Source organism: Amycolatopsis sp. NPDC049159 (assembly GCF_040648295.1).
In the GTDB taxonomy this organism is placed as follows: Bacteria; Actinomycetota; Actinomycetes; order Mycobacteriales; family Pseudonocardiaceae; genus Amycolatopsis; species Amycolatopsis pretoriensis_A.
Genome location: NZ_JBEZDL010000021.1, coordinates 211,566 through 226,058, shown reverse-complemented (window position 1 = coordinate 226,058; position 14,493 = coordinate 211,566). Strand labels below are relative to the sequence as shown.

At 72.6% G+C, this 14,493-nt stretch carries 12 protein-coding genes and 1 other RNA gene; 5 read left to right on the top strand and 8 right to left on the bottom strand.

Annotated elements, in window-relative coordinates:
- Nucleotides 1–7: 7 nt before the first annotated feature.
- Nucleotides 8–97 (top strand): hypothetical protein, encoded by a 90-nt coding sequence (locus AB0B33_RS34845; protein ID WP_360777750.1) that lies wholly within the window; start codon nt 8–10, stop codon nt 95–97.
- A gap of 53 nt (nt 98–150) precedes the next feature.
- On the opposite strand, the gene AB0B33_RS34840 is transcribed toward AB0B33_RS34845, so the two are convergent.
- Entirely contained in the window at nt 151–2,190 is a 2,040-nt protein-coding gene (locus AB0B33_RS34840) for a trypsin-like serine protease (RefSeq protein ID WP_360779738.1), read from the bottom strand.
- 159 nt (nt 2,191–2,349) lie between these two features.
- Here AB0B33_RS34840 and AB0B33_RS34835 point away from each other — a divergent pair, with 159 nt between their 5' ends.
- Nucleotides 2,350–2,826, top strand: a complete 477-nt coding sequence (locus tag AB0B33_RS34835; protein ID WP_360779735.1) for a hypothetical protein — start codon at nt 2,350–2,352, stop codon at nt 2,824–2,826.
- 26 nt (nt 2,827–2,852) lie between these two features.
- Here the strand turns inward: AB0B33_RS34835 and AB0B33_RS34830 are convergent, their stop codons facing one another.
- The 4 genes from AB0B33_RS34830 to AB0B33_RS34815 all read right to left on the bottom strand — a co-directional run bounded on the left by AB0B33_RS34830 (nt 2,853) and on the right by AB0B33_RS34815 (nt 8,063).
- Complete coding sequence (locus tag AB0B33_RS34830) at nt 2,853–3,317, bottom strand: hypothetical protein (RefSeq protein WP_360779733.1); 465 nt, start codon at nt 3,315–3,317, stop codon at nt 2,853–2,855.
- 8 nt (nt 3,318–3,325) lie between these two features.
- Nucleotides 3,326–6,856 carry a chemotaxis protein gene (locus AB0B33_RS34825; protein WP_360779730.1) on the bottom strand — a complete coding sequence of 1,177 codons (3,531 nt, stop codon included), beginning with the start codon at nt 6,854–6,856 and terminating at the stop codon, nt 3,326–3,328.
- Nucleotides 6,857–7,101: 245 nt separating this feature from the next.
- Complete coding sequence (gene recR / locus AB0B33_RS34820) at nt 7,102–7,698, bottom strand: recombination mediator RecR (RefSeq protein ID WP_247017140.1); 597 nt, start codon at nt 7,696–7,698, stop codon at nt 7,102–7,104.
- A 5-nt stretch (nt 7,699–7,703) separates the two neighbouring features.
- Complete coding sequence (locus AB0B33_RS34815) at nt 7,704–8,063, bottom strand: YbaB/EbfC family nucleoid-associated protein (RefSeq protein WP_247017138.1); 360 nt, start codon at nt 8,061–8,063, stop codon at nt 7,704–7,706.
- Nucleotides 8,064–8,141: 78 nt separating this feature from the next.
- Between AB0B33_RS34815 and AB0B33_RS34810 the strand changes: the two genes are divergently transcribed.
- Nucleotides 8,142–8,987, top strand: coding sequence for an N-acetylmuramoyl-L-alanine amidase (locus tag AB0B33_RS34810; protein WP_247017137.1), 846 nt, complete (start codon nt 8,142–8,144; stop codon nt 8,985–8,987).
- Between the two features lie 395 nt (nt 8,988–9,382).
- Entirely contained in the window at nt 9,383–9,511 is a 129-nt protein-coding gene (locus tag AB0B33_RS34805; RefSeq protein WP_360779725.1) for a hypothetical protein, read from the top strand.
- A 6-nt stretch (nt 9,512–9,517) separates the two neighbouring features.
- Here AB0B33_RS34805 and AB0B33_RS34800 read toward each other — a convergent pair whose 3' ends face one another.
- Together AB0B33_RS34800 and AB0B33_RS34795 are read right to left on the bottom strand one after the other, a co-directional pair.
- Nucleotides 9,518–11,680, bottom strand: coding sequence for a DNA polymerase III subunit gamma and tau (locus tag AB0B33_RS34800; protein WP_360779723.1), 2,163 nt, complete (start codon nt 11,678–11,680; stop codon nt 9,518–9,520).
- Nucleotides 11,681–11,723: 43 nt separating this feature from the next.
- Nucleotides 11,724–13,247 carry an ALF repeat-containing protein gene (locus AB0B33_RS34795; RefSeq protein WP_360779720.1) on the bottom strand — a complete coding sequence of 508 codons (1,524 nt, stop codon included), beginning with the start codon at nt 13,245–13,247 and terminating at the stop codon, nt 11,724–11,726.
- A gap of 82 nt (nt 13,248–13,329) precedes the next feature.
- On the opposite strand from AB0B33_RS34795, the gene AB0B33_RS34790 reads away from it, so the two are divergent.
- Nucleotides 13,330–14,205, top strand: a complete 876-nt coding sequence (locus AB0B33_RS34790; protein ID WP_360779717.1) for a fused MFS/spermidine synthase — start codon at nt 13,330–13,332, stop codon at nt 14,203–14,205.
- Between the two features lie 178 nt (nt 14,206–14,383).
- Here the strand turns inward: AB0B33_RS34790 and ffs are convergent.
- Nucleotides 14,384–14,478: signal recognition particle sRNA small type (gene ffs, locus AB0B33_RS34785), an RNA gene on the bottom strand.
- Nucleotides 14,479–14,493 lie beyond the last annotated feature (15 nt).

Below are 14,493 nucleotides of genomic sequence, written 5' to 3'. Positions count from 1 at the left end.
GGAAAACATCTACGGCCGGTCCACCAACGGCACGCTGACCCACTGGTACTGGAACACCGACATGGGCGCCCCCGACATCGAAAACTGGGGCCGGTAACGAGAAAGCGGGCCGTTCACGAAAACGTGAACGGCCCGCTCCGGCTCAGCCGGTCAGAGGAACACGGCCTGGGCCGCGCTGAACGTCCCGTTGCTGTTCCACTTGCCGCCGCGGTCCTCGAGGGCGCCGTTCTGGGCGGTGTGCCAGTAGAACAGGCCGGTGTTCGAGTTCCCGTAGTCGTAGCTGGCGATCACGTCGGCCCGGCCGTCACCGTCGATGTCCGGCGCGGTCCACTGCGACTTGGCCCACGACCAGGTCCCCGCACCGCTGTCCCACTTGGTGACCGGGGCGTCGAACCCGTCGCCCGTCGCGTGCCAGGTCGAGAACGTGGTGTCGGCGTTGCCGTTGTCGTAGGCCGCGCCGATGTCGATGCGGCCGTCACCGTCGAAGTCGCCGGTCACGAACCGCGCCTTGGCCGGGGTGAAGGTCAGGCCGTTCCACTTCACGCCCTTGTCGTCGAACTTGCCGGCCGCGTTCGCGGTCCAGAGGAACAGGTTCGCCGAGTTGTTGCGGTAGTCGTAGAACGACGCGAGGTCGGCGCGGCCGTCCCCGGTGAAGTCGCCCGCCACCCACGTCGACTGGGCGATGTTCCACACCCCGGCGGCGGTGGTCCACTGGGTCACCGGGGCGTCGATCCCGGTCGCCGTGGCGTGCCAGGTGAGGAACGACATGCTGGCGTTGCCGTTGTCGTAGGCGGCACCGATGTCGGTGCGGCCGTCACCGTCGAAGTCGCCGGCCACGAACCGCGCCTTGCTCGGCGAGAAGTTCGCGCTGTCCCACTTGACACCCTGCGCGTCGAACCCGCCGGCGGCGTTGGCGTACCAGAGCCAGATGGTCGAGCTGTTGTTGAGGTAGTCGTAGACCATCGCGAAGTCGCTGCGGCCGTCGCCGTTGAAGTCACCGGACAGCCAGCGCGCCTGGGCGGCGTTCACCGCGCCGTTCCCGCTGTCCCACTTGAGCGCGGGAGTGCCGAGGATCGGGGATTCGGCCGAACCCGGGCCGAGCGAAGGCCAGACGTAGAGACCGGTCCGCGCGTTCTTGAAGTCGTACACCGCGCCGACGTCTTCGAGGCCGTCACCGGTGAAGTCGGTGCCCTTGGACAGCGGCGTCGTGGCGGAGACGACCGCCGTCGGCGCGCTGGCCGGGCCGGCCGCCGGGGTGGCGACGACGCGGTAGTACCGCGTCTGCTTGGCCGGCAACTGCGGCTGGGTGAACGACAGCGAAGACGTCGTGGTGAGCCGGTGGGCCGCGTCGACCGGGACGTCCGCGGTCGTCGAACCGTAGACGGCGTAGCTGGCGTTGTCCGCCGCAGGCAACCCGTTCCAGCTCACGACGATCGTGTGCCCGACGCCCTTCGCCACGGGCGCGAGCACGGTCTGCCGGATCCAGGACACGACGTCGTCGGTCCGGGCCGCGGTGCTGCCCTGCCTGGTCTCGGTCTCGCCGAAGCAGCCGTGCTGCCAGGAAGCGCTGCTGACGCCGACCAGTTCGGCGCGGCCGGAGACCTCGCGGAACGCCGGTCCCCCGGCGTCACCGCGGCAGGTGTCCGCGCCGGCGTCCCCGGTGAGGCTCGCCGTGGTGGCGGTGTTCGCCCCGGCGGTGAAGACCGCGCTGTGCAGCTTGTCGGGCACCCACTCGGTGTCGGTGCGGCCGAACCCGGCGACCCGCAGCTTTTCCCCCGCCGCGGGCGCGGTGGCCGACAGCGAAATCGGGACGACGTCGGTGATCGGGGCGGCGAGCCGGGCCAGCGCGAGGTCGCGCCCGGCGGCGAGCACCAGCCCGGTGACCGCGGCGGAGTGGCCGGCGGACCCGGTGAGGTCGGTCCGCCCGACGACGGCCGTGGTCGCTTTCGCCGGCGCCCCGCCCTGCGGGTTCTCCGGGAAGCAGCTGGCGGCCGTGGCGACCCAGTCGGGCGCGACGAGCACGCCGCTGCAGGCCCGGCCGTCCATGGTGAGCTTGGCGGTGAAGCCGTAGGTCCCGTCGGCGGCGACCGAGCTGTGCGACACCGCCGACGCCGGAACGGCGGCGAGCAGCCCGGTCACCAGCAGCACACCGCCGATCGCGGTTCTTCCCGCTGTTCGTGTGCGATCCACCAGAGTTCCCCCTCTTAAGTTTCGCGAAGCAGTTCCCGCCCCTCGGGGCTCATCGCGAAAGATAGACAGTTTTTTACCACACCAGCCGGTGACACATGTCACATTTTGACTATCAGGTGGTCAAGTAACATCCGTACCTGAATTCAGGGGAGGACATTCGTGAAATCTGTCAATAGTGCATTCGGCGCAGTCGTTCTGACCGCCGCCGCGCTCGTCGGCGGCCCCACCGTGGCCACCGCGGCCGCCGACGACACACCCCCGCCCATCGTCGAGGACTACGACTACCCGGGCGCCGACCAGATCTTCGCCGAGCACGGGATCCGCCTGCTCAAGGGCGACGGCCACATCCTGTTCACCGACTGCGCCACCAGCGGGAACCGCATCGAGGTGTGGAGCCGCACGAACGACGCGACGTTCTGCTTCCACGTCACGGCGAACAAGGGCTACCTGAGCCTCGACCTCGCCAAGGTCTACCTCATCAAGGCCGACGACCACTCCCTCAAAGCGACGATGCTCGTGAAGGGCACTCCGAAGGTGGTCGACATCGAAAAGAACTCGTGGACTTCGGTCGGCGAAGGAGCGGACCCCCAGAACGGGCCTTCGTCGCTCCTGGAACTCAATTCCGGCCCGGCCTGATCGCATTCTCACGGGCGGCTCACCGGTCAGGGACCGGTGAGCCGCCTTATTGCTGCCGAAAAGTTCCGATCGGACAGTTCGGTCATCTTCTCGAAGAATTCGAGCCCCCCGGTGACGATGGCTGAAAGCAACTCCTCTTCACCGGCGACCGAAGTGCGGCGGAAGTCCTTCCCGGCCACCGTGATCCGAAGCAGTTTCCGCGGGACCGGCTCGAGCGAAATGTCGATCGACTGGTCCGGGAACGACGTCACGGCTCGCCCGTCCCGGCGGTAGTCGCCGACGAGCTGAGCCACGAAGATCCACAACAGCTCGATGGTCGAGTACAGGTCTTCGTCGAGCAGGGCGACCCCGTTGACGGTCAACAGGATCGCGCCGCCCGGATCGTCGACCCGCCGTTTCGGCGGCAACTCGGTGCAGTCGAGAACGTCGACGAAGCAGAAATCCCGCTGCCCGACGTCGAGTACGGTCCGTACCCGCTCCACCGTGCCCATCACACCTCTTACTTCGGGTAGAACTGCACGACCTTGCCACCGTCGACCGTACCTCGGTAGGTCACGCCGTTGACGAGGCCTTCGATCTTGGTACTGGCGTTGGTACCGCCGTTCGCGATGATCTTCGCTTGGTTCTGGGTGAGCACCTGGCGGATCGCGTCCTCGATGTCCGGGATGGTCATCCGCGTGTCGAAGAAGCTCTGATCTTTCTTGAAGCTGCCGTCCCAGTACTTCGGGTGGTGTCGTTCGAGGATGTGCTTGAGGTAATCCTGGTTCAGCCTCGCCTCTTGACCGCCGACCTGGAACGCCTTGCTCGTCCAGCCCGACAACACACCCAATGAGCGCCCGGGAAGCACCCCGATCTTGTCGGCGACCACCCCGGCCGCGCGAAGCTTCAGCATCCGTTGCAGCAGCCGGCCGAACGGCTTCCCGATGCCCGCTTCCTTCTTGACCAGCAAGAAGCCGGTGAGGGACTTGAGCTGGTTCTTCAGCTCCGCGCTGCACGCACCGCCCTTGTTGCAGTACTCCCGCAGCAACAGGTCCGAAAACTCGCCTCCGACGGCATCCGCGCTGTCGTACTCGTCGCCGTGCTCGGTGATCCACGAGTCGAAGTTGCGCCCGATCGCCTCGCACGCCGACAGCCCGTAGTCCGCGAACGGCAGCACCAGCCCGTTGACCAGGCAGGTGCCGTCGGTGAACAGCACCATCACGCCGTTCTCGAACTCGGCGACCCGGAAACGCTGCGGTGGTCCGTTCAGCTGCTCGTTGTTGTGCGTCCGCAGGAACGCCTCGACCGCTTCGGCCGCGGCGTCCGCGGCCTCCGACGCGCTCTTGCCTGCGTCTGCGGCTGCCCTCCGGGCGTCTTCGGCCTCGCTCGCGGCCCACTGGGCCATCGAGCGGGCGACCGCCGCCGAGTGCGCTGCCTTCGCCGCGGAGTCCGCCGCCCGGGCTGCGGCCTGCTGGGCCGTCGCCGCCGCCTGACGCGCCTGCTTCGCGGACAGTGCCGCCTGCTCCGCCGATGCCTGCGCCGAAGCGGCGGACGCCTTGGCCTGGTTCGCGTAGTTGCCTGCATCGGTGGCCGACTGGCGGGCCTGCGCCGCGTACCCGGCGGCCTCGTCGGCCGCGTGGCGGGCGGTCGCCGCCGCTGCCGCCGCCCACGACGCCGACTCTCGCGCCGAGGCCGCGGAGGCCGCCGCTTCGGAGACGTAACGCTGGACGACCGCGACGTGTGCGGCGGTGTCCTGGTCCCGGCGCTGCGCCTGGGCCTTGCCGACCTGCAGGAACTCGCGCAGCTCGTCGTCCGGGCCGGCGAGGGTGATCTGCGCCGCCGCCTTCACCTCGGCTCCGCCGGTCGCCAGCGCCTGCGCGACGGCGATGCGGTCGTCCTTCTTCGCGGCGGAGAACTGGCCGGTGCGCAGGAACGCCCGCCGGTCGGCGGCCGAGCCGTCGAGCGCGGCCTGCGCCGCCTCCTTCGTGGCCGGGCCGCCCGCGGCGAGCAGCTGCGCGATCGCCGTGCGCTCGTCGTGCTCCTTGCCTTCGTACGGCTGGGTCTTCAGGAATTCGTTGACCTGGACGTCGGTCCCGCCCAACGCGGCGAGCGCGGCCTGCGCCAGCGCGGTGTTCTCGCTCTGGGCGAGGTGGCCGACCCGCGCGCGGTCGTCCTGGTAGGCCGCCGCGGTCAGACCGCCGGTGACGTACTCGACGACGTCGTCGTCGGAGCCGCCGAGCACCGCTTCGGCACGGGACCGGCTGATCGGCCCGGCCGCCGCGAGCTGCTTGACGGCGATCTTGCGGCCGTCGGTGATCACGGTCGTGCGGGGCGCGCCGGGTGCCGCGGCTTCGGCGAGCAAGCGCTTCGCCTCGGCGTCCATCCGGTCGGATTCCGGGGTGTCCCAGAGGGTTTCGGCCGGAATGGTCTCGGTTTCGGTGCGCAGGGCCTGGGCGAGCTCGACCGCTTCCTCGGTTTCCGTCGCCAGGCGCTCGGCCTCCGCCTGGCGGGCCACCTCCTGGGTCCGGCTCGCCTGCGCGGCCGCCGCTGTCGCCGCATCGGCGGCTTCCTTGGCGGCGCGGGCGTGCGCTTCCGATTCCGTCGCCGCCTTGTCGGCTTCCCCGGCGTGCGCGGCCGCCTCGTCCGCGGCCGCGGCGGCCGCTTCGGCGTGCGTGGCCGCGCTGAGGGCGGCCGTTCGCGCTTCCTGCGCGGCCGATGCGGCTTCGGCGGCCAGCGCACCGGCCGCGTTCGCGGCACGGGTGGCCCGCCCCGCCGCTCGCTTGGCGTCGGCCGCGGCCTTCTTGGCCCGCTCGGCCTGCGCACCGGCCGCGGCGGACTGGTTGGCGGCCGCGCCGGCCGCATCACCCGCCTTCTGGGCGTTCGCGGCGGCCGAAGACGCTGCCTGCACCGCGGCGCCCGCGGCACGGGCCGCGTCGCCGACCGCCGCCGCGGCGTCCGCCGCGAGCCGGGCGCTGGCCGCCGCCTGACGAGCCCCGATGGCCGCCTTGCGCGCGTCGTCCGCCTTGCCGGCGTCGGTCCGGGCGTCCGCCGCCGCGCGCTGCGCCGCACCTGCGGCCCGACCGGCGAGCACCGCCGCCACGGCCGCGCGCTGGGCGGCGGTGGCCGCGACCTTGGCCGCCTGCGTCGCATCGTTGGCCGCGCCGATGGCCTCCCGCGCGGCCGCGGCGGCCCGCGTCGCGGCGTCGGCCGCCCGGCCCGCCGCGTTGGCCGCCTTGACCGAGTCGTCCTTGGCCGCGGCCGTCTCCGCCGCCGCCGTTTCGGCAGCTTGGCGAGCCAGGTCGGCGGCCTGGACCGCCCGCTCCGACGCCTGCTTCGCGAGCGTCGTTTCGGTCGCCGCGCGCTCGCTTTCCTCCTTGGCCGCCGCCGCGAGGCCGGCCACGGTCGCGACTTCGCCGTCCCGCTCCCGGGCCGCGTACTGGCCGGTCTCGAGGAATTCCTGCAGCTCTTCGCGCGTGCCGGACAACGCGATCTGCGCGGCACGCTTCACTTCCGCCCCGCCGACCGCGAGGATCTGCGCGGCCAGCACGCGCTCGTCGTGCGCCAGCGCCGTGTCGTGGCCCGACAGCACGAACCGCGAGAGGTCCGCGACGGTGCCGTTCAACGCCGCCTGGGCCGCTTCCTTCACGCCGGGGCCGCCGACGGCCATCAGCTGCGCGATCCGGACCCGCGTGTCCTGTTCCCACGGCGCGCGGATGCCGGTGGTGAGGAAGGCCTTGATCTCCTCGGGGGTGCCGGACAGCGCGGCCTGCGCGGCCGTCTTCAGCGCCGGTCCCGCGGTGGCCAGCAGCTGCGCCACCTGCACCCGGTCGTCCTGCGCGGTGGTGCTCGCGAGGCCGGTGGACAGGAACTGCCGGACGGCGTCGTCGGTCCCGGCCAGCGCGGCCACGGCCGCTTCCTTGACACCGGGGCCACCGGTGCGCCACGCCGCGACGGTCCGGGCCCGGTCGGTCAGGACCGCCGGGGGGTCGTCGGGGTCGGCGGCGAGCGCCGGTGGCGAGACGAGCCCCGCCAGCAACGAAAAGAGGAACACGACGATCGCCGTGTTCCTCCAGAGCCCGATTCCCCGTCTCGACGACGATCTCGGCTTCATCGCGGTCCATCCCCCCGGTCGGCGAACGTCGTTCGCCCGGGGAAAACGGTGCCACCGAAGGGGACCGTGCAGCCGCTACGGCATCCCTCCCCGGACGCCGCGATGGACATTAAGCGCGCATCAGCCGCAGGTCAATGATTCTTTACCCGTGGCACCGGGTTCCGGGTGATCTTCCGTCGATCGGCCTAGAGCACCCGGCGGCCCGAAAGCGCGCGGCCCAGCGTCAGCTCGTCGGCGAACTCGAGGTCGCCGCCCATCGGGAGACCCGAGGCGAGTCTCGTCACCGACAGGCCGGGGAAGTCGCGCAGCATCCGGACGAGGTACGTCGCCGTGGCCTCGCCCTCGGTGTTGGGGTCGGTCGCGATGATGATTTCGCTGATGTCGTGCTCGCCGAGCCGCTTGAGCAGCTCGCGCATCCGCAACTGCTCCGGGCCGATGCCCGACAACGGGTCGAGCGCGCCGCCCAGGACGTGGTAGCGGCCCTTGAACTCGCGCGTGCGCTCGACGGCCAGGACGTCCTTCGGCTCCTCGACCACGCAGATGACCGTGAGGTCGCGGCGCTCGTCGCGGCAGATGCGGCAGGTCGGCTGCTCGGAGACGTTGCCGCAGATCTCGCAGAACTGCACGCCTTCCTTGACCTTGCCGAGGACGTCCTGCAGCCGCGAGATGTCCGCCGGGTCCGCGGCCAGCAGGTGGAACGCGATCCGCTGGGCGCTCTTCGGCCCGACCCCGGGCAGCCGCCCGAGCTCGTCGATCAGGTCCTGGACGACACCTTCGTACAAGTTCGTCAGCCGCCGAAGCCGAGGGCGCCGAGGTCCGGCATGCCGCCACCGCCACCGAGGCCGCCGGCCAGCGGGCCGAGCTTCTGCTCGGTGAGCTTCTGCGCGCTCGCCGACGCGTCGCGGACCGCCGCCACGATCAGGTCGGACAGCGTCTCGACGTCGTCCGGGTCGACCACCTTCGGGTCGATCTGCAGGTTCTTCAGCTGGCTGTCACCGGAGACGGTCGCGGTGACCAGCCCGCCACCGGCCGTGCCGGTGACCTCGGTGTTGGCGAGCTCCTCCTGGGCCTCGACGAGCTTCTGCTGCATCTGCTGGGCCTGCTGCATCAGCTGGGAAATGTCGAAACCGCCGCCGGGTTGCACCATGATCGCACTCGGTCCTCTCTGCACGCCTGTGTCCCCACCAGGGTAGTCGCGCCACGCGGGGCGCCGGGCTGTGGCACCGTGGTCGCCGTGCGACGCGCGATTGCCCCACCCCTGCTGGCCGGTGCCCTGCTGCTCACCGGCTGCTCCGACGGCACCCCGGCGGCCCCGGCACCCGCTCCCGTCACCACGCGGACGGTCACGCCGACGCCGACGACGGTGACCCCACCGCCCCCGCCGTCCACCTCGGCGCCGTCTTCGGTGGTGGCCCCCGCGCCGGGGAAGGTCGTCGTGCTCGACCCGGGGCACAACGGCGGCAACGCGTCCCACCCGGCGGAGATCAACCGCCCGGTGCCCGCCGGGCGCGGCCAGACCAAGCCGTGCAACACCACCGGCACCGCGACCAACGCGGGCTACCCGGAGCACGCGTTCACGTTCGACGTCGCCCACCGGGTCGGGGATGCGTTGGCGGCCAAGGGGATCCGGGTCGTCTACACGCGACAGGACGACACGGGCGTCGGCCCCTGCGTCGACCGCCGCGCGGCGATCGGCAACGAGGCGAACGCGGACGCCGTCGTCTCGATCCACGCCGACGGCTCGACGGCGGCCGGCGCGAACGGCTTCCACGTCGCGTATTCGTCCCCGCCGTTGAACGAGTCACAGGGCCCGCCCTCCCTCCGGCTGGCGGAGGTCCTGCGCGACACGATGCGCACGGGCGGCTTCAGCACGGCGAACTACATCGGCGGCAACGGCCTGTCGGCCCGCGGGGACCTGGGCGGCTTGAACCTCTCCACCCGCCCGGCCGCCCTGGTGGAGTGCGGCAACATGCGCAACGCGGCGGAAGCGGCCCGGATGACGAGCGCGGCGGGGCGTCAGCAGTTCGCCGCCTCGATCGCCGCGGCGATCGAGGCTTACCTGGCTTCCTGAGCCGCCACGACGGCTTCGCCGTGGTCGGTGGCCACCGGGTGAGGACACCGATGGGCTCGACGAGCGTCCGGCCGAGGCCGGTCAGCGAGTACTCGACCCGCGGCTCAGCGCGAACACGACCGCCTGCCTGATGGCGATGATCTCGATCGTCAGGCAGGCCGGGCAGGTGGCGAGGAAGACGTTCCGCGCCCTAGCGTCGAGGGCATGAACTCCCCGAAAGCAGCCACCGCTGGTCTGGGCCAGCCGGGAGGGGGACGAGATCGTGATGGGCATGGAGGGGCGCCGGCCCAAGGTGCGCAACATCCGCCGCGACCCGCGGGCTGCCGCAGTACCTGCTGGTCCGCGGGACGGCCCGGATCGAGGGACCGGACATCGCCGACGAGTTCACGGCGCTGATGGACCGCCAGGCGCAGCGCTGCCTCGGGGTCGAGAAGTACCTGCTCGGCAACCAGGGCTCGCCGACGGCGGTGATCGTGCGGATCACCGCCGACCGCGTCACCGGGATCGGTCCCTGGGCGTCCTGACGGCGGTCAGTCCAGCGGGCGGGCGCCGAGGTGGTCGGAGATGAGCTTGCGGGCCAGCTCGTCCGGGTCCTGGTCCGGCGGCGGTGGGGGCGGCGGCGGGGCCGGGCTGGCGTCCTCGTTGTAGAGGTCCTCGTCGTCCTCGTCGACCGGTTCCGGGGGCAGCGGGATGTCCGGTTCGCTCGTCGCGACCTTGGGCCGCACGGGCGGCGGCGGGGTCGCGGGCCGGGCCGGGGCCGCGGCGGCGGGCGGAGCGGCCGTTGCCGCGGACTGGCGGGTGAACGAGCGCTCCGGAGCCGGTGCCGCCTGCTGGGCGCGGGCGGCGGGGGTCGCCGGGGCGTTGCCGTGGATGCAGCGGACCTGCCAGTCGCCGCCCAGGACGTCGGACAGCGCGCCGGCGATCTTGCGCGCGTTGTCCTGGTCGGAGAGGCGGCGGGACAGGGGCTCGGACTTGTGCGTGAGCGTGAGGGCGTGCCCCTCGACGCTCGCCACCGTGGCCTGCGTCAGCATCGCTTCGAGGCTGCGCCCGCCGGTGAACTTGCGCAACGCGGTCATGAGCTGCGGCCAGATGTTCCGGATCGCGGCGGCGTCCATCGCGCCGTCCGCCGCAGGAGCGGGTGCGGCGGGTGCGGCAGCCACGGCGGACGCGGGTGCCGCAGGAGCGGGCGCGGCGGGTGCGGGCGTGCCGCCGCCGGGGGTGCGCGGGGTGCTCCAGCCGCCATCGGAAGGCGGCGCGGCCGGAGTGCCGGACGCGGCGGGGGCGGGGGTGCCGCTCTCCGCGGACTGAGGGCCGGCCGCCGAAGCTGCGGCAGCCGAAGTCACGGCACCAGCGCCCGCCGAAGCAGCGGCACTGCCGGCCGAAGCAGCCGGAGGCGCGGCCGACGGCGCGGGCTCAGCCGCCTCCGCCACCGGCGCCGGCCCGGCCGAAGCCGCGCGCTGCGAAGGACGGGAGAACTTCCCCTCCGCCGTCGCCCGCATCGGCGGCTCGACGCCGCCCTCGACCGGGGCGGCCGGAGCCGTCGCGCGGCGCTCCAGCCGTTCGATGCGGGCCAGCAGCGCCTTCTCCGCGTCCGTCACCGACGGCAGCAGCATCCGGGCGGCCAGCAACTCCAGCACGAGCCGCGGAGAAGTCGCGCCCCGCATCTCCAGGAGTCCATTGTGGACGATGTCCGCATAACGCGACAGCGTCCCCAGGCCGATCCGCTCGGCCTGCGCCACCATCCGCGTGAGTTCCTCCTCCGGCGCGGACACCAGCCCGCCCGCGGAATCCGGGACCGCGCGCAGCAGCACCAGGTCACGAAGCCGGTCGAGCAGGTCCGTGGCGAACCGGCGCGGGTCGTGGCCGGCTTCGGCGAGCTTCTCGACCGTGCCGAACACCGTCGCCGCGTCCTCGGTCGCCAGCGCGTCCACCATGTCGTCGATCAGCGCGACGTCGGTGACGCCCAGCAGTGCCACTGCCCGGCTGTACGAAACGCCTTCGGGCCCGGCGCCGGCGAGCAGCTGGTCGAGCACCGACTGCGTGTCACGCGCCGACCCGCCGCCCGCGCGGATGACCAGCGGGTACACCGACGGCTCGACCTCGACGCCCTCCGCGGCGATGTTGCGCTCCAGCAGCGCGCGCATCGAGCTCGGCGGGATCAGCCGGAACGGGTAGTGGTGCGTGCGCGAGCGGATGGTGGTGAGCACCTTGTCCGGCTCGGTGGTGGCGAAGATGAAGATGACGTGTTCCGGCGGCTCTTCCACGATCTTCAGCAGAGCGTTGAAGCCCTGCGTGGTGACCATGTGCGCCTCGTCGATGATGAACACGCGGTAGCGCGACTCGGCCGGCGCGTAGAACGCCTTGTCCCGCAGCTCGCGGGCGTCGTCGACACCACCGTGGCTCGCCGCGTCCAGCTCCGTGACGTCGACGCTGCCCGACCCCTCGGGCGCGAGCGCCTTGCAGGAGTTGCACTTCCCGCACGGGTCCGGGGTGGGGCCTTCGACGCAGTTCAGCGAGCGCGCCATGATGCGCGCGCTCGACGTCTTGCCGCAGCCGCGCGGACCGGAGAAGAGGTAGGCGTGGTTGATCCGCCCGGCGGACAACGCCGTGCGGAGGGGATCGGTCACATGCTCCTGACCGACGACCTCGGCGAAGGTCGCCGGACGGTACTTGCGGTACAGCGCGAGAGCCACGCCGCGAGACTACCGCCAGGGTCCGACAACCTTCGCCGTGCGGTCAGGGCAGCTGCGCCAGGAGCGCGTTCACCTTGGCGACGTGCTCCGCGGTGAAGGCGTCACGCGCCCGCGCCTTCGCCAGCCCGCCGTCCAGGTACGGCTGCAGGAACGAGTCCGGGCCGTCGAGGACGCCCTGCGCGACGGCCTCGACCTCGGGGCCCTCGGACAACGTCCGGGTCGCGTAGACGCGCAGGTCGATCAGGTGCGCGACGTACTGCCCGTGGGCGAGGAACTCGCGGACGTCGGCGACGGTACCGTCCAGCGCCTTCTGCGCCGCCGGCTTCGTCGACGGGCCACCGGCCGCCATGATCTGGTTCACCTCGACGCGGTCGTCGGTGTCGCGGCCCGGATAGTCGCCGGTGCGCAGCAGCGCGGCGACGCCGGCGTACGGCCCGGCGAGCGCGTCACGGGCGGCCTGCCGCAGCCCGGGGCGGGCCTTCGGATCGGCCGCGATCGCCGCCACGGCGGCGCGGTCGTCGGTCTCCTGCGCGGCCGCGAGCCCGCCGCGCACGAAAGTGACGACGTCGTCGTCGGAACCGCTCAGCGCGACGCGGGCCGCGTTCTTGACGGCGGCGCCGCCGTGCCGCAGCAGGTAGGCCGACGCACGACGGCCGTTCGGCACGGTCAGCGCCGGGTCGGCCGCGTCGGTGAGCAGCTTGTCGTTGTCGGCTTCGGCCTGCGCCGCGCGGGCGGCGGCGTCGCGGGCCTGCTGCTCGGCGTCGGCGGCCGCACCGGCCGCGACCTGCGCGTCGTGCTGGGCCTGGGCCCGCTGGCCGGCGAGCCGGTCGGTGTTCGCCTGGCGCGCGTCCGAGGCGATGGTCGTGGCCCGGCTCTTGGCCAGCTGGACGCCGATCGCGCTGTGGTTGGCCGCGGCGGCCTTGCCGTAGTCGACCTGCGCCTGGAGCGCGGCGAGTTCGGCGTCCCCGTTCGCGGCGACCTGGCGCCACAGCGAGAGGAAGTACCGGACGTCGTCCGGGGTGCCGTCGAGCGCGGTCTGCGCGGCGGCCTGGACCTCGGGACCGCCGGCGGCGAGCGCCTGGTTGGCGGTGATCCGCTCGTCGGTGTCGCGCGCCTGCTGCAGGCCGGTCTCGAGGAACGCGCGGACGTCGGCGGGCGTGCCGTCGAGGGCCTTCTGGGCCCGGGCGTTGACGGTCGGGCCGCCGGCGCTCATGGCCTGGCCGACCGCGATCCGGTCGTCCGCGATCCGCGCCTGGGGCAGCCCGGTGGCGAGGAAGGCCCGGATGTCCTCGACGGTGCCGTCCAGCGCCTGCTGCGCGGCGCGCTTGGTGACCGGGCCGCCGCTCGCCATGGCCTGGTTGACCAGGACGCGGTCGTCGTCGTTCTTCGCCCGGAACTGGCCGGTGGCCAGGAAGGTCTGCAGGTCGGCGGGTGAGCCGAGCAAGGCCGCTTCGGCGGCTCGGCTGACGCCGGGTCCGCCGGTCTCCAGCAGCGAGACGGCCTGGGCCCGGTCGGGCAGGACGTCCGCGGCGGCCGGCGTCGCCCAGGCGACGGCGGCGAGTGCCACAGTGGCGATTACTGCGTTCGCACGCAAGAAAAACCCCCTCGATCGATGATCGTTCCGCTCACTTATCGCCGGGCCGGGCGGAATGTTTCCGATAACCTCCGGGTTCGTGAGTCGTTCGCGGAAGACCGGGCCGGTGCCCGGGCGGTACCCGGTGCGGTTCGGGACCGCGGAGCTGGTCCGGGACGCCGACCGGGGCAACGCGTGGCTGCTGTCGGTGGACGGCGTCGCGCAGTCCTACGTCGACCTCGACGACCCGGCCGACCTGGAGTTCGACTACGTCCGCCGGTTCGGGGACGTGGTGGACCTGCTGCCGCCGGGGCCCGTCGACGCGCTGCACATCGGCGGCGCGGCGTGCACGCTGCCGCGCTACGTGGCGGCGACGCGCCCGGGCTCGCGGCAGCTGGTGTTCGACGCCGACGGCGAGCTGGTCGACCTGGTCCGCGCCCAGCTGGGCCTGCGGCTCCCGGGCCTGCGCGTCCGGATCACCGACGGCCGCACGGGCCTGGCGACCCGCCGCGAGGACACGGCGGACCTGGTGGTGGTCGACGCGTTCGAGCGCGCGAAGCTGGCGGGCGGCCTGGCCACGCTGGAGGCGACCCGCGCGATCGCCGGCATCCTCCGCCCCCCGGGCACGTACCTGGCGAACATCACGGACGGCTCGGGCCTGCCGTTCGCCCGCCGCTTCCTGGCGACGCTGCTGGCGGTCTTCCCGGAGGTCCTGGTGCTGGCGGACCCGGCGGTCCTGAAGGGCCGCCGCTTCGGCAACCTGGTCTTCGCGGCCTCGGCTTCGGCACTGCCGACAGCGGAGCTCGAGCGCCGAACGGCCTCGGCGGCGTTCCCGGCGAGGTGCGTCCACGGCCCGGAGCTGCACAAACTGGCAGGCCGAGCAGCGGTGATCACGGACGCGGACACCCCACCGCCCCCAAAACCCCCGGACGACGTCCTGGGCCTGTTCTAGGGCGCCCGCTACACCCCGCTCACGCCCGCTCACGCCCGCTCTCACTCGCGGGGGATGCCACGGCAGACCCCCCAACCGGCGCACAAGGCACCGTGGGGGTCCGGGGGCTCGGCCCCCGGGCAAAAGGACGAAGTGAAGGCCCGGCGAGGGGGCGAAGCCCCGAGAGCCGGAGCCGAAAAAAAGGGGACCCCGCGCACCCGTCAGAGCCTGCTTATCCTTGCTGCCTTCCGGCCCTGGGGAGGTTCACAGGGTGGACGCCGCGCGGGGTCCGTGGATCAGTCTAGCGGA

Bases quoted from the DNA above. Each gene is read 5' to 3' on its own strand.
- AB0B33_RS34830 (WP_360779733.1), bottom strand. From the start codon at position 3,317: ATGGGCACGGTGGAGCGGGTACGGACCGTACTCGACGTCGGGCAGCGG.
- AB0B33_RS34790 (WP_360779717.1), top strand. From the start codon at position 13,330: ATGTTTCCGATAACCTCCGGGTTCGTGAGTCGTTCGCGGAAGACCGGG.
- AB0B33_RS34815 (WP_247017138.1), bottom strand. From the start codon at position 8,063: ATGGTGCAACCCGGCGGCGGTTTCGACATTTCCCAGCTGATGCAGCAG.
- AB0B33_RS34805 (WP_360779725.1), top strand. From the start codon at position 9,383: ATGGACCGCCAGGCGCAGCGCTGCCTCGGGGTCGAGAAGTACCTGCTC.